12 protein-coding genes are annotated in these 13,534 nt (G+C 61.7%); 8 read left to right on the top strand and 4 right to left on the bottom strand.

Annotated features, from left to right (window positions below):
- The first annotated feature begins 18 nt into the window (after positions 1 to 18).
- The 4 genes from fmt to G7009_RS19230 are packed head-to-tail and all read left to right on the top strand — an operon-like array spanning position 19 to position 3,975.
- The gene (fmt, locus tag G7009_RS19245; protein WP_181131681.1) at positions 19 to 951 is read left to right on the top strand and encodes a methionyl-tRNA formyltransferase; all 933 of its coding nucleotides are present in this window, start codon (positions 19 to 21) and stop codon (positions 949 to 951) included.
- Entirely contained in the window at positions 948 to 2,258 is a 1,311-nt protein-coding gene (gene rsmB / locus G7009_RS19240; protein WP_181131680.1) for a 16S rRNA (cytosine(967)-C(5))-methyltransferase RsmB, read from the top strand. The genes fmt and rsmB overlap by 4 nt, the downstream gene beginning before the upstream one ends.
- A 19-nt stretch (positions 2,259 to 2,277) precedes the next feature.
- The gene (gene trkA / locus G7009_RS19235) at positions 2,278 to 3,651 is read left to right on the top strand and encodes a Trk system potassium transporter TrkA (protein ID WP_181131679.1); all 1,374 of its coding nucleotides are present in this window, start codon (positions 2,278 to 2,280) and stop codon (positions 3,649 to 3,651) included.
- A 9-nt stretch (positions 3,652 to 3,660) separates the two neighbouring features.
- The gene (locus tag G7009_RS19230; RefSeq protein ID WP_181131678.1) at positions 3,661 to 3,975 is read left to right on the top strand and encodes a tetratricopeptide repeat protein; all 315 of its coding nucleotides are present in this window, start codon (positions 3,661 to 3,663) and stop codon (positions 3,973 to 3,975) included.
- 42 nt (positions 3,976 to 4,017) lie between these two features.
- Here G7009_RS19230 and G7009_RS19225 read toward each other — a convergent pair whose 3' ends face one another.
- Positions 4,018 to 4,905 (bottom strand): lysophospholipid acyltransferase, encoded by an 888-nt coding sequence (locus tag G7009_RS19225; RefSeq protein ID WP_181131677.1) that lies wholly within the window; start codon positions 4,903 to 4,905, stop codon positions 4,018 to 4,020.
- 39 nt (positions 4,906 to 4,944) lie between these two features.
- The gene (locus G7009_RS19220; protein WP_181131676.1) at positions 4,945 to 5,496 is read right to left on the bottom strand and encodes a DNA-3-methyladenine glycosylase I; all 552 of its coding nucleotides are present in this window, start codon (positions 5,494 to 5,496) and stop codon (positions 4,945 to 4,947) included.
- Between the two features lie 82 nt (positions 5,497 to 5,578).
- On the opposite strand from G7009_RS19220, the gene glyQ reads away from it, so the two are divergent.
- The 4 genes from glyQ (at position 5,579) to G7009_RS19200 (ending at position 9,944) form a co-directional block, all read left to right on the top strand.
- Complete coding sequence (gene glyQ / locus G7009_RS19215) at positions 5,579 to 6,526, top strand: glycine--tRNA ligase subunit alpha (RefSeq protein WP_181131675.1); 948 nt, start codon at positions 5,579 to 5,581, stop codon at positions 6,524 to 6,526.
- Entirely contained in the window at positions 6,523 to 8,577 is a 2,055-nt protein-coding gene (gene glyS / locus G7009_RS19210; RefSeq protein WP_181131674.1) for a glycine--tRNA ligase subunit beta, read from the top strand. Before glyQ ends, glyS begins: the two co-directional genes overlap by 4 nt.
- A 3-nt stretch (positions 8,578 to 8,580) precedes the next feature.
- Positions 8,581 to 9,111 (top strand): D-glycero-beta-D-manno-heptose 1,7-bisphosphate 7-phosphatase, encoded by a 531-nt coding sequence (gene gmhB, locus G7009_RS19205; protein WP_181131673.1) that lies wholly within the window; start codon positions 8,581 to 8,583, stop codon positions 9,109 to 9,111.
- A 62-nt stretch (positions 9,112 to 9,173) separates the two neighbouring features.
- Positions 9,174 to 9,944 carry a lysophospholipid acyltransferase family protein gene (locus G7009_RS19200; RefSeq protein ID WP_181131672.1) on the top strand — a complete coding sequence of 257 codons (771 nt, stop codon included), beginning with the start codon at positions 9,174 to 9,176 and terminating at the stop codon, positions 9,942 to 9,944.
- 166 nt (positions 9,945 to 10,110) lie between these two features.
- Here the strand turns inward: G7009_RS19200 and G7009_RS19195 are convergent, their stop codons facing one another.
- The gene (locus tag G7009_RS19195) at positions 10,111 to 11,733 is read right to left on the bottom strand and encodes an MFS transporter (protein ID WP_181131671.1); all 1,623 of its coding nucleotides are present in this window, start codon (positions 11,731 to 11,733) and stop codon (positions 10,111 to 10,113) included.
- A gap of 99 nt (positions 11,734 to 11,832) precedes the next feature.
- Positions 11,833 to 13,482: a GMC family oxidoreductase gene (locus tag G7009_RS19190; protein ID WP_181131670.1), complete on the bottom strand. Its 1,650-nt coding sequence runs from the start codon at positions 13,480 to 13,482 to the stop codon at positions 11,833 to 11,835.
- Positions 13,483 to 13,534: the final 52 nt, after the last annotated feature.

Here is a 13,534-nt window from a genome sequence, read left to right as displayed (position 1 = left end):
TTTTGAAGCGAGAACTCCATGCGCATTGTCTTCGCGGGCACCCCAGAGTTTGCCGCCGAACACCTCCAGGCTCTGCTCGATAGCCCTTATCAGGTCGTGGCCGTGTATACCCAGCCCGACCGACCTGCCGGGCGCGGTCAGAAACTCATGCCCAGCCCGGTCAAGCAATTGGCCTCGGCCCACGACATCCCGGTGCTTCAGCCGCCGAGCTTGCGCAACCCCGAGGCCCAGGCCGAGCTGGCTGCCTTGCTACCGGATCTTCTGGTGGTCGTCGCCTACGGTCTGATCCTGCCCCAGGCGGTGCTCGATATCCCGCGTCTGGGCTGCATCAACAGTCATGCCTCTCTGTTGCCGCGCTGGCGTGGCGCGGCACCGATCCAGCGTGCCGTGCAAGCTGGTGACCGCGAAAGCGGCGTGACCGTGATGCGCATGGAAGCCGGCCTCGATACCGGTCCGATGCTGCTCAAGGTCGTCACCGCCATCACGGCCGACGACACCGGCGGCAGCCTGCACGACCGGCTGGCCAAGATGGGCCCGCCTGCCGTGATCGAAGCCATTGCCGGGCTGCAGGCTGGCACCCTTGAAGGTGAGGACCAGGATGATGCGTTGGCCACGTATGCGCACAAATTGAACAAGGATGAGGCCCGGATCGATTGGAGCCGCCCCGCTATCGAGCTGGAGCGCCTGATCCGCGCCTTCAATCCGTGGCCGGTGTGTCACAGCACCCTCGGCGGCGACAGTGTGAAAGTGCTGGCCGCGAAGCTGACCACCGGCCAGGGCTCGCCGGGCGAGATTCTAGGCGCCAGCAAAGACGGCCTGGTCGTTGCCTGCGGTGAACAAGCATTGTGTCTGACCCGGTTGCAAGTGCCCGGCGGCAAGCCGCTGAACTTCAGCGACCTGTTCAACAGCCGTCGCGAGCAGTTCGCCGTCGGCGCGGTACTTGGCCAATGAACCCGCGCCTGGCCGCCGCCCGCGCCTTGGCCGCCGTGCTCAGCGGCAAGGCCTCCCTGAACAGCTCGCTGCCCGCCCAACTGGACAAGGTCGAGGAGCGCGACCGCGGCCTGACCCAGGACCTGGCTTTCGGCACCGCGCGCTGGCAGCCACGTCTCGACCTGCTCGCCGCGCAACTGCTGCAAAAGCCATTCAAGGCAGCCGACAGCGATGTGCAGGCCTTGCTGTTGGTAGGCCTTTACCAGCTGTTCTACACGCGTATCCCGGCCCATGCGGCCATTGGCGAGACCGTGGGCTGCGCCGACAAGCTCAAGAAACCTTGGGCCAAGGCCTTGCTCAATGCCGTGCTTCGCCGCGCCCAGCGTGAAGGCGAAGCCCTGCTCGCCGGCCTCGAGCGCGATCCGGTGGCACGTACCGCCCACCCGCGCTGGCTGCAAAAATCCCTGAAGGCCTTCTGGCCCGATCATTGGGAAGCCATCTGCGCCGCCAACAACGCGCATCCGCCGATGATCCTGCGGGTCAATCGGCATCATCATAGCCGCGACAGCTACCTGGCGCTGTTGGCCGAGGTGGGCATCGAGGCAAGCGCCAGCCATTACAGCCGCGACGGCATCGTATTGGTCGAAGCCTGCGATGTCCGCAAGCTTCCCGGTTTTGCCGAAGGCTGGGTCAGTGTCCAGGACGAGGCCGCGCAACTGGCCGCCGACCTGCTCGACCTGGCACCCGGCCAACGCGTCCTCGATGCCTGCTGCGCACCTGGGGGCAAGACTTGCCACCTGCTCGAAGTCGAAGCGGGCCTGGATGCCGTGGTGGCCATCGACCTGGAAGCCAAACGCCTGGCCCGCGTGCGCGAAAACCTCGATCGACTGGGTTTGAATGCCGAACTGATCGCCTGCGATGCCCGCGATACCGCGAGCTGGTGGGATGGCAAGCCGTTCCAGCGCATCCTGCTGGACGCACCCTGCTCCGCCACCGGTGTCATCCGGCGCCATCCAGACATCAAGCTCACTCGTCAGGCCGATGACATCCCGGCGCTGGCCACGCTGCAAGGCGAACTGCTCGACAAGTTGTGGCCGACCCTGGAGGTCGGCGGCATGCTGCTCTACGCCACCTGTTCGAGCCTGCCGACCGAAAATACCGAAGTGATCGCCGCGTTCCTCGCCCGCACTCCCGGAGCCCGCGAGCTGGACCTGGCCACCGAAGCCGGCCTGCGCCAGCCCCATGGCCGGCAGTTGCTGGTCGAGGAAGGCGGTCACGACGGGTTCTACTATGCCAAGCTGATCAAGATCGCCGCCTCGCGCGGGTAACGCAGACCAGGAGTAGCGGATGAAGATCATCATCCTCGGCGCAGGACAGGTAGGGGGCACGCTGGCTGAGCACCTGGCCAGCGAAGCCAATGACATCACCGTCGTCGACACCGACGGCGAGCGCCTGCGCGATCTGGGCGATCGCCTGGATATCCGCACCGTGCAGGGCCGCGGCTCGCTGCCCACGGTATTGCGCCAGGCGGGGGCGGACGATGCCGACATGCTGGTGGCGGTGACCAACAGCGACGAAACCAACATGGTGGCCTGTCAGGTCGCCTATACCTTGTTCCACACGCCGACGAAGATCGCTCGAGTACGTGAAGCGTCCTACCTGACGCGCTCGGAGCTGTTCGACAACGAGGCCATCCCGGTGGATGTGCTGATCAGCCCGGAACAGGTGGTCACTCACTACATCAAGCGCCTCATCGAGCACCCAGGCGCATTGCAGGTGATCGACTTCGCCGACGGCAAGGCGCAGTTGGTCGCGGTCAAGGCCTATCACGGCGGCCCCCTGGTCGGTCAGCAGCTGCGTCAGATCCGTTCCCACATGCCCAATGTCGATACCCGCGTGGCCGCCATCTTCCGTCGTGACCGCTCGATCAAGCCGCGGGGCGATACGGTGATCGAGGTCGACGACGAGGTCTTCTTCATCGCCGCCAAGGCGCACATCCGTGCGGTGATGGGCGAGCTGCGACGAATCGACGAGACCAACAAGCGCGTGGTGATCGCCGGCGGCGGGCAGATCGGCGAGCGCCTGGCGGAGGCGATCGAAAGCCGCTACCAGGTGAAGATCATCGAGAAAAGCCAGGCCCGCTGCCGCTACCTGTCCGATAACCTGGAAAGCACCGTGGTGCTCCAGGGCAGTGCCTCGGACCGGGACCTGATGCTCGAGGAAAACATCGCCCAGGCGGATATCTTCCTGGCCCTGACCAACGACGACGAAGCCAACATCATGTCCTCGCTGCTGGCCAAGCGACTGGGCGCGCGCAAGGTCATGACCCTGATCAACAACCCGGCCTATGTCGACCTGGTCCAGGGCGGCGAAATCGATATCGCCATCAGCCCGCAGTTGGCAACCATCGGCACCTTGCTGGCTCACGTGCGTCGAGGCGATATCGTCAGCGTGCATTCGCTGCGCCGGGGTGCCGCCGAGGCCATCGAAGCGATCGCCCATGGCGACTCCCGGTCGAGCAAGGTGATTGGCAAGGCCATCGAAGACATCGCCCTGCCGGAGGGCACCACCATCGGTGCGATCATCCGCGCCGAGCAGGTGCTCATCGCCCATGACGATACGGTGATCGAAGCCGGGGATCACGTGATCCTCTTCGTGGTGGACAAGAAGCACATTCGCGATGTGGAGAAGCTGTTCCACGTCGGCCTCAGCTTTTTCTAGGAGAACCCGATGCGCGAATCACTGGAAAAGATGCTGGCCAAGGGTGTGGATAACTCGCTATTGCGCTTTGGCCTTGGCAAGTCGTGGCTGGATACCGGTGACGCCGACCAGGCTGCCGAGCACCTGGCCCGCTGCGTCGAGTTCGATCCGAAGTATTCGGCTGCCTGGAAGCTGCTGGGCAAGGCGCACCAGTTGCGAGGTGACCTGGCCGCGGCGCGCCATGCCTGGGAGCAGGGGGTGACCGCGGCTCGGGCGCACGGTGACAAGCAGGCCGAAAAGGAAATGGGCGTCTTTCTGAAGAAGCTGGACAAGTCCGGCCAATGAGCGCGAGCGTCGGGCACCGTCGGTACCCGCGCTCGTCTCGACTCAATACCAGCGTTGCTCGCCCTCGGGGCGCTTCTTGAAGCGCTTCATGCTCCACATGTACTGGCTGGGGTATTCGCGCACATAGCGTTCGATCACCTGGCTCATGGCAGCGACCGCCGTGGCGGTGTCTTCGCTGTACATCGCTGGCGGAGCGGCTTCGAGGATCACCTTGAATCCCGAGCCGTCCGGCAGGCGCAGGGCATGCAGGAAGACCCCCACCGCCTTGCCGCCGGCCAGCATGTTCGGTACGAACTTGCTGGTCAGGGCCCGAGTGCCGAGGAAGGGCACGAACACGCCGGCCGACTCCGCCGGCTCCGGATCCGCGGGGATGCCCACCTGACCGCCACGACGGACTTCCTTGATGATGCTCAGAATGCCCTCCTTGGTCGATGGCGCCACGCGATTGCCCATCTGCACCCGCTGTTCGCGCAGCAGGTCGTCCACCGCCTTCAGCTTGGGCGGACGATAGAAGATGATCGGCTTGCACTGGTTGCAGTAGAAGTGATTGAGCACTTCCCAGTTGCCCAGATGGCTGGTGATCCCCACCACACCCTTGCCCGAGGCCAGCGCCGCTTCCAGCACCTCCAGGCCTTGCACTTCACGGACCAGCGCCAGCGAACGATGCGCCGGCCAGATCCAGGCACAGGCGCTTTCGGTGAACGACTTGCCGATGTCCATCAGCGCTCGACCGACCAATTGTTCGCGAGCCGCCGGGTCCATTTCCGGGAAGCACTTTTCCAGGTTGATGCGCACGACATTGCGTGACCCGTTGGGGATTTTCCACATGAGCCAGCCGATGCCGGTACCGACCCGCTGCACGGCCCCCCAGGGAAGCTTGGCGAACAATCGCAGCGCACCGACCATCAGGGCGCCTTTGAATTTTTCCACAGGCTGATTCCTTCTAATGCAAGGCGCGCATTGTAAACCTCAGCGCAGCAATGCGGCGTAACGATCGCAATCGGTGGTGTGATCCATGACCATGCCGGTCGCCTGCATGAAGGCGTAGCAGATGGTCGGGCCAACGAAGGTGAAGCCCGCCTTCTGCAGGGCCTTGCTCATCGCTCGAGCTTCGTCGGTCACGGCCGGGACTTCGGCGCGATCGCGAAAATGATTGATCCTCGGCATGCCGTCGACAAAGGACCAGAGCCATTGGGCAGGGTTATCCACAGCCAGCCACGCTTGCGCGTTGCGCCGGGCCGCCTTCAGCTTGAGACGGTTGCGAATGATGCCCGCGTCCAGCATCAGCTCCTCGATCCGGGCATCGCTCATCTGGGCCAGACGTTGTGGTTCGAAACCGTAGAGCACGTCGCGGTAACGTTCGCGCTTGCGCAGTACGGTGATCCACGACAGACCGGCCTGGAAGCCTTCGAGCAAGAGCATTTCGAACAGCACCGCGGGATCGCGCTGCGGCGTGCCCCATTCCCGGTCATGGTAGGCCTGGTACAGCGGGTCATCGGAACACCAAAAGCAGCGGGGCATAAGGCTCCTGGGGTAGTGGGACCGGCGAATCGGGTTATACTCCCGCTCTTTACATTCGCAGCCCTAGATACAGGTGAATTTCGTGAGCCAGCCTACGCCAGCCGTGCGTACCTTCCAAGACCTGATCCTCGCCCTTCAACAGTACTGGGCGGAACAAGGTTGTGTGGTACTTCAGCCCTACGATATGGAAGTAGGCGCCGGCACTTTCCATACTGCTACTTTCCTGCGCGCCATCGGCCCGGAAACCTGGAACGCCGCCTATGTGCAGCCAAGCCGTCGTCCAACCGACGGACGGTATGGTGAAAACCCCAACCGTCTGCAGCATTACTATCAGTTCCAGGTCGTGCTCAAGCCCAATCCGGCCAACTTCCAGGAACTGTATCTGGGATCGCTGAAAGCCATCGGCCTGGATCCGCTGGTGCACGACGTCCGCTTCGTCGAAGACAACTGGGAATCGCCAACGCTCGGCGCCTGGGGCCTGGGCTGGGAAATCTGGCTCAACGGCATGGAAGTCACTCAATTCACCTATTTCCAGCAAGTGGGCGGTATCGAATGCCTGCCGGTCACCGGTGAAATCACCTACGGCCTGGAGCGTCTGGCGATGTACCTGCAGGGCGTCGATTCGGTCTATGACCTGGTATGGACCGATGGCCCGTTCGGCAAGGTGACCTACGGCGACGTGTTCCACCAGAACGAAGTGGAGCAGTCGACCTACAACTTCGAGCACGCCAATGTCGAAAAACTGTTCGAGTTGTTCGATTTCTATGAAAGCGAAGCCAACCGCCTGATCAAGCTCGATCTGCCGCTGCCGACCTACGAGATGGTGTTGAAGGCCTCCCATACCTTCAACCTGCTCGATGCGCGCCGTGCCATCTCGGTGACCGAACGCCAGCGTTACATCCTGCGCGTACGCGCCCTGGCCCGTGACGTGGCCCAGAGCTACCTGAATGCCCGTGCACGCCTGGGCTTCCCGATGGCAACCCCCGAACTACGAGATGAAGTGTTGGCTAAGCTGGAGGCTGCACAATGAGTGCTCAAGATTTCCTGGTCGAGCTGGGCACCGAAGAGCTGCCACCCAAGGCCCTCGCCACGCTGGGCGACGCGTTCCTGGCAGGGATCGAGAAGGGTCTGCAGGCGGCCGGCCTCAACTACACCGGCAAGCAGGTCTACGCGGCCCCTCGTCGCCTGGCCGTGCTGCTCACCCAGCTTGACGTGCAGCAGCCCGATCGCAGCATCAATATCGATGGCCCACCCCTTCAGGCCGCGTTCGATGCCGATGGCAATCCGACCCAGGCTGCCCTGGGCTTTGCCAAGAAATGCGGTGTAGAGCTGTCCGACATCGACAAGAGCGGCGCCAAGCTGCGTTTCTCCCAGCATATCCCGGGCAAGTCGACCGCCAGCCTGCTGCCGACCATCGTCGAAGACTCCCTCAACGACCTGCCGATCCCCAAGCGCATGCGCTGGGGTGCTCGTCGCGAAGAGTTCGTGCGTCCGACCCAGTGGCTGGTGATGCTGCTCGGCGATCAGGTCATCGATTGCACGATCCTGGCGCAGACGGCCGGTCGCGAATCCCGTGGTCACCGTTTCCACCATCCGCAGAACGTCACCATCACTGCACCGGCCAACTACGCTGCCGATCTGCGCAAGGCTTATGTACTGGCCGATTTCGCCGAGCGCCGCGAGCTGATCGCCAAACGTACCGCCGAGCTGGCCCTGCAGCAGGAAGGCACTGCCATCGTGCCGCCTGCACTGCTCGATGAGGTGACAGCCCTGGTCGAATGGCCGGTGCCGCTGGTCTGCTCGTTCGAGGAGCGTTTCCTCGATGTGCCTCAGGAAGCGTTGATCACCACCATGCAGGACAACCAGAAGTATTTCTGCCTTCTGGACAGCGAAGGCAAACTGCTGCCGCGCTTCATCACCGTGGCGAACGTCGAAAGCCTGGATCCGCGGCAGATCGTGGAAGGCAACGAGAAGGTCGTGCGACCACGCCTGACCGATGCCGAGTTCTTCTTCAAGCAGGACAAGAAGCAGCCGCTGGCATCGTTCAACGAGCGCTTGAAGAACGTGGTCTTCCAGGCGCAGCTGGGCAGTGTCTACGACAAGGCCGAGCGCGTCTCGAAACTGGCTGCCTTCATCGCCCCGCACATCGGTGGCGACGCCCAACGTGCCGCGCGCGCCGGTCTGCTGTCGAAATGCGACCTGGCATCCGAAATGGTCAGTGAATTCCCTGAGATGCAGGGCGTTGCCGGTTACTACTACGCGCTCAACGACGGCGAGCCGAAAGATGTCGCGCTGGCGCTGAACGAGCAATACATGCCGCGCGGCGCGGGTGCCGAACTGCCGGAAACCCTGACCGGTGCCGCTGTCGCGATCGCCGACAAGCTCGATACCCTGGTCGGTATCTTCGGCATCGGCATGCTGCCCACCGGTAGCAAGGATCCCTATGCGCTGCGTCGTGCCGCCCTGGGCGTGCTACGCATTCTGATCGAGAAGCAACTCGACCTCGACCTCAACGGCGCGGTCAGCTTCGCCGTCACCCAGTTCGGCAGCAAAGTGAAGGCCGCAGGCTTGGCCGAGCAGGTGCAGGAGTTCATCTTCGATCGCCTGCGTGCGCGTTACGAAGACGAAGGCATCGATGTCGCCACCTACCTGTCGGTGCGCGCCCTCAAGCCAGCTTCGGCGCTGGACTTCGACCAGCGTGTGCAAGCAGTGCAGGCCTTCCGCAAGCTGCCGGAAGCCGAAGCGCTGGCGGCGGTCAACAAGCGTGTATCGAACCTGCTGGGCAAGGCCGAAGGCGCAATCGCCGCTCAGGTCGAACCGAAGTACTTCGACAACGCCAACGAGTTCTCGCTGTATTCGGCCATCCAGCAGGCCGACCATGCCGTGCAACCGATGGCCGCGGCACGTCAGTACAGTGAATCGCTGGCTCGTCTGGCGGCCCTGCGCGAGCCGGTCGATGCGTTCTTCGAAGCGGTGATGGTCAACGCCGAGGATCCCAAGGTGCGCGCCAACCGTTATGCCCTGCTCAGCCGCCTGCGCGGCCTGTTCCTGGGCGTGGCCGATATCTCGCTGTTGGGGTGAACCTTGAAGCTGCTGATTCTTGATCGGGATGGCGTGATCAATCACGACTCTGACGCCTATATCAAGTCGCTGGAGGAGTGGAAGCCCATTGCCGGCTCGATCGAGGCCATCGCGCAGTTGAGCAAGGCGGGCTGGACGGTGGCCGTGGCCACCAACCAGTCCGGCATCGCCCGCGGCTACTATCCGCTCTCGACCCTCGACGCCATGCACGCGCACCTGCGTGCATTGGTCGCCGAACAGGGAGGCGAGGTCGGGCTGATCGTGCATTGCCCGCATGGCCCGGACGATGGTTGCGCTTGCCGCAAGCCACAGCCCGGCCTGTTGCTGGCCATTGCCGAGCATTACCACGTCGACCTGACCGATGTCTGGTTTGTCGGCGACAGCAAGGGTGACCTGGAAGCAGCGCTGACTGTCCATGCACAACCTGTGCTGGTGAAGACTGGCAAAGGCGTACGGACCCTGGAAAAAGGGATACCGGAAACCACGCTGATTTTCGATGACCTGGCCGCAGTCGCCAGAGAACTTATCCAGTAGTGCGCTTCGCTGGGCGTACTTTTCATTCAGGCGGGCACTGTCCCGCAACGGTATTTGCCACTATGTCGATCCTGCAGGCGATCAGAGTCTTTCTTTTTTACCTGCTGTTGGGGACCAGTTCGCTGCTGTGGTGCACGCTTAGTTTCTTCATCGCACCCTTCCTGCCCTTTCGCAAACGCTACCGCTTCATCAACGTGTATTGGTGTCGCTTCGCCGTGCTGTTGGCGCGGGTGTTCCTAGGCATTCGCTACAAGATTACCGGCGCCGAGAATGTTCCAGAGCAACCGTGCGTGATTCTCTCCAATCACCAGAGCACCTGGGAAACGTTCTTCCTTTCCGCCTACTTCCAGCCCATGAGCCAGGTGCTCAAACGTGAGCTGTTGTACGTGCCCTTCTTCGGCTGGGCGATGGCCATGCTGCGTCCCATCGCCATCGACCGCAACAATCCCAAAGAGGCCTTGCGCCATGTGGCCAGCAAGGGCGACGAGCTGCTCAAGCAAGGCGTATGGGTGTTGATCTTCCCTGAGGGCACACGTGTGCCTTATGGCCAGATCGGCAAGTTTTCTCGTGGCGGCACGGCACTGGCGGTCAATGCCGGCCTGCCGGTACTGCCCATTGCGCACAACGCAGGCAAGTTCTGGCCCAAGGAAGGCTGGGCCAAGCATCCAGGCACGATCGAGGTGGTCATCGGCAAGCCGATGTACGCTGAAGGGACGGGGCCCCGTGCCGTTGCCGAGCTCAATGACCGAGCGGCACGCTGGAACGAGGCGACTCAACATGCCTTGGGATCGATCGCCGAACCTATACAGCAACCCGATCAGGGTTTGGTGTAACGATCTGTGGATAACGTGTTGGTAATTTCTGAATCAATGGTCGATTAATTCCATAACATTTTGATTTTATTGATTATTATCAGATGAATAGATTTTTCTGAAAACGTGCATAAGTTTTTTTGCGATCTAAAAAAACCGGCTTTTACGCCGGTTTTTTCTTGCCTGCTCAGACCTTGTCGATATCGACGTCCCGTGTCTCTTTCAGACAGAAGATACCCACGATCAGGCTGATGCCCGTGATCAGCACGGGATACCAGAGCCCGTAGAAAATATCCCCGGTGTATACCACCAATGCAAAGGATACGGTGGGCAGGAAGCCACCGAACCATCCATTGCCGATATGGTAGGGCAGAGACATCGAGGTGTAGCGGATTCGTGTCGGGAACAGCTCGACCATCACCGCTGCCAATGGCCCATAAGTCATGGTCGCGATCAGGATCATCGCCACGATAAGCACCACGACCATCACTTCATTGACCTGCGCCGGGTCAGCCTTGGCCGGATAGCCCGCTTGCTCGATCGCCGCCCGCATGGCCGCTTCATCGAAGCCATTGATGGCCTTGTCGCCAATGGTGACGACCACTTCGCTTCCAGCTGCGGTACTGGTCGAACTGTAGGGAAGCCCTTGTTTGACCAGGAAGGTCTTGACCTTGTCGCATGGGCTGTCGAAACGAGCCTTGCCTACTGGATCGAACTGGAAGGTGCAGCTTCGCGGATCCGCGTTTACGACGATGGGTGCCTCGCGGCTCGCCGCATCGATCTGGGGGTTGGCATAATGGCTCAGGGCCTTGAACATCGGGAAGTACAGCACGGTGGCCAACAGCAACCCGAGCATGAGTATCGGTTTACGTCCGACACGATCGGAGAGCCAGCCGAAGAACACGAAGAACGGCGCGCCGATGACCACGCTGATGATCAGCAAGGTGTTGGCTTGAGCCGGGTCCATCTTGAGCATCTGGGTCATGAAGAACAGGATGTAGAACTGCGCCGTATAGAAGGTCACGGCTTGTCCCGCGTTGATACTGAACAGCGCCGTCAGCACCACCTTGAGGTTGGGCCACGAGGTGAAGGATTCCCGAATCGGCGATTTGCTCACCTTGCCTTGGGCCTTCATTTTCACGAAGGCCGGCGACTCGTGCATGCTCATGCGAATCCAGGTGGAGATGCCCAGCAGCACGATCGACAACAGGAACGGCAGGCGCCATCCCCAGGTTTCGAACTCGTCGCCACTGATATAACGACTGCCCAGGACCACCAGCAACGACAGCAGCAGGCCGAGAGTAGCGGTGGACTGGATGAAGCCGGTATGGAAGCCGCGCTTGCCAGGCGGCGCATGTTCGGCCACGTAGGTCGCGGCACCGCCGTATTCACCGCCAAGCGCCAGCCCTTGCAGCATGCGCAGGACCACCAGCAGTATCGGTGCGGCGATACCGATGCTCGCATAGGTGGGCAGAAGACCGACCGCAAAGGTCGACAGCCCCATCAGTACGATGGTGATGAGAAAGGTGTACTTGCGCCCGATCATGTCCCCCAGGCGACCGAATACCAAGGCACCGAAGGGCCGCACCAGGAACCCGGCCGCAAAGGCCATCAGAGCGAAGATGAAAGCCGTGGTGTCATTGACGCCTGCGAAGAACTGCTTGCTGATGACCGCTGCCAGAGCCCCATAGAGAAAAAAGTCATACCACTCGAACACTGTCCCGAGGGATGACGCGAAAATGATCTTGCGTTCCTCACGCCGACTGTTGGTAGCGGTCGCCGCACCTTGCTCTCCAATGTAATCCGACATCGTTGCTGTCCTCGGCCCGCAGGCCACAGTGATTATTTTTGTTGTTTCCACTGTCGACAGCCATCGACCGCTAGGCTGCCGGTCTTGCACACACCCGGGTCAGGGCGTCGGTATCGCACTTCTATCGCTGAGGTTGATGCGGGTTGCCGCTCCCTTGAGGATAAGTTGAGCCGCTTTGGCGGCGATCATGAGTGTAGGCGAGCAGGTATTCCCGGAAACGATCTGCGGCATGATCGAGGCGTCGGCTACTCGCAGGCCAGGAATGCCATGCACCCGTAGTTGGTCATCGACTACATCGAGTGGTCCGCTGCCCATGCGGCATGTCCCTACCGGGTGGAAGATGGTAGTACCGATCCTGCCGGCCGCTTCTTGCAACTCCTCCTCGGTCTGCAGCGCGGAACCCGGGAGATACTCCACTGGCGAGAATGCCGCGAGGGCAGGGGCCTGGACGATACGACGGGTCAGTCGTACCGATTGCGCGGCGACGCGCAGGTCTTCTGCATCGCTGAGGTAGTTGGGATCGATGAGCGGTGCGGCAGTCATGTCTGCCGAGCGAATATCGATGCGTCCACGGCTCTTGGGACGCAGGTTGCACACCGAAGCGGTGAAGGCCGGAAACTGATGCAAGGGCTCGCCGAAGCGCTCCAGGGACAGCGGCTGGACGTGGTATTGCAGGTTTGCGGTCGCCTGCTGCGGATCGGATCGAACGAAGGCGCCCAACTGGCTCGGCGCCATGGCCAGCGGTCCGCTGCGATCGTAGAGATAGCGCAGGCCCATGCCCATCTTGCCGAACAGGCTGTTGGCCATCTGGTTCAAGGTACGGGTATTACGGATCTGATAGACCAGGCGCAGTTGCAGGTGGTCCTGCAGGTTGCCACCGACGCCAGGCAATTCCTTGCGCACAGCGATACCCAAATCTTCCAGCAGCTTGCGCGGGCCAATGCCCGAACGCTGCAATATGCCAGGGGATCCCACGGAGCCAGCACAGAGAATGATCTCACGCCGCGCGGCAAAGCCATGCCATTTTCCTTGCCAATAGGCTTTTACCGCTGAAGCCCGTCCGTCTGCCAGGACCACCTGATCGACCTGCACGTCGGTCAGTACCGTCAGATTGGGGCGCTTGAGGACCGGACGCAGAAACGCCTTCGAAGCGTTCCAGCGGACACCGCTGCGTTGGTTGACCTGAAAGTATCCACAGCCTTGATTGTCACCGGTATTGAAGTCCGCCACCGTGGCAATGTCACTCTGTTGGGCAGCTTCACGAAAGGCATCCAGGATGGGCCAGGAATAGCGTTGCTGTTCGACGCGCCATTCGCCCTCGGCCCCATGGCTGTCTGTCTCACCGGCATGATGGTTCTCGCAGGCCTTGAACAATGGCAGGACGTCCGACCATGCCCAGCCGGCATTGCCTTGCGCGGCCCAGGCATCGTAGTCGGCAGCCTGTCCGCGCATGTAGATCATCCCATTGATGGATGAGCAGCCACCCAGCACCTTGCCGCGTGGATAACCCAGGCTGCGCCCACCCAGGCCAACCTGCGCTTCGGTCTTGAAGCACCAATCGGTACGCGGGTTACCGATGCAATACAGGTAACCGACCGGAATGTGTATCCAGGGGTAGTTGTCGCGACCACCAGCCTCGAGCAACAGCACCCGGCATGAAGGATCGGCGGACAATCGATTGGCAAGCAGGCAGCCAGCGGGGCCGGCACCCACGATCACGAAATCGAAGACAGAATCGGCTGATGGCATGTGCAACCTCGCGCCTGATTATTATTCTTGTCGCTAACTATCTTATTGATTA

The organism is Pseudomonas capeferrum (assembly GCF_013523055.1).
In the GTDB taxonomy this organism is placed as follows: Bacteria; Pseudomonadota; Gammaproteobacteria; order Pseudomonadales; family Pseudomonadaceae; genus Aquipseudomonas; species Aquipseudomonas capeferrum_A.
Note: the sequence above shows the minus strand (reverse complement) of the source record. Positions and strands in the feature narration are given on the sequence as shown.